Origin of the sequence: Vibrio thalassae (assembly GCF_900089835.1) — a bacterium.
GTDB lineage: Bacteria > Pseudomonadota > Gammaproteobacteria > Enterobacterales > Vibrionaceae > Vibrio > Vibrio thalassae.
This window is the reverse complement of sequence record NZ_OANU01000172.1, coordinates 1-775: the sequence shown is the minus strand read 5'-3', so window position 1 is coordinate 775 and position 775 is coordinate 1. Positions and strand designations below refer to the sequence as shown.

Annotated in this window: 1 protein-coding gene; it reads left to right on the top strand. The window is 43.0% G+C overall.

The features are described 5' to 3' along the window. The coding region (locus VTH8203_RS23365) for a hypothetical protein (protein WP_158296239.1) at nucleotides 1-775 on the top strand (775 nt) is incomplete at both ends.

Here is a 775-nt window from a genome sequence, read left to right as displayed (position 1 = left end):
TCGTTAATAGCGCAACAAGTAACCACAAGCCCAATTAAAGCCAACAACCTTGGTAGCAGTGACAACTATTATTTAGCAGCCACTTTGTCACCTAATCCGATATATCAAAACAGTACGCTTTCGTATCAGCTCTCTCTATACAAAAACAACACCCTCGTTGACTCCCCTGTGGGCAGCGTCACGCCGGAGTGGTATTTAGTAGACGTGCCAGAGCACAAAAATAGCCCTTCTTTGTGGCAACAACTCAACAGCACTACTTTAACCAGTGCTGCGGATGATAAATATGTCTTACTCAAACTTGAGTACAATGACGGGAACTTAACTACGCCACTAGAGCTAGTAATAGTCAGTGATGACAAAGTACAAAGCCTTGCTTCACCGAATGCTTTTGACACTTGGTATAGTGTCATTGACATGACACCAAGCAACCCTATCGATAAAAATTCTCGACCTTCACTGGTTGCTGCCAATTCAAATGAAAATGTAGCCGAGAGTGACAATAGTTATAGCGTTGATTATCACTTCAGCCCAAATGCGGCACCTTCGAAACAATATGCTGATTTAACCTCTTTACGTGATGATTACCCAGCAACAGACAGTGTGATAGTGTCAGCCACCCAATACAGTGGTAGCCTCAGCAGAGAGTTGAGCCCTCGCTCATTCACTTTCTCTTCCGATTTCGTCTACGATATTAGGCATATTATTCCAGTGCTGGATTATAATATTCCACTGAATACCAGCGATAACATTGCGTTATTGAATCAAGCGCAAGTCG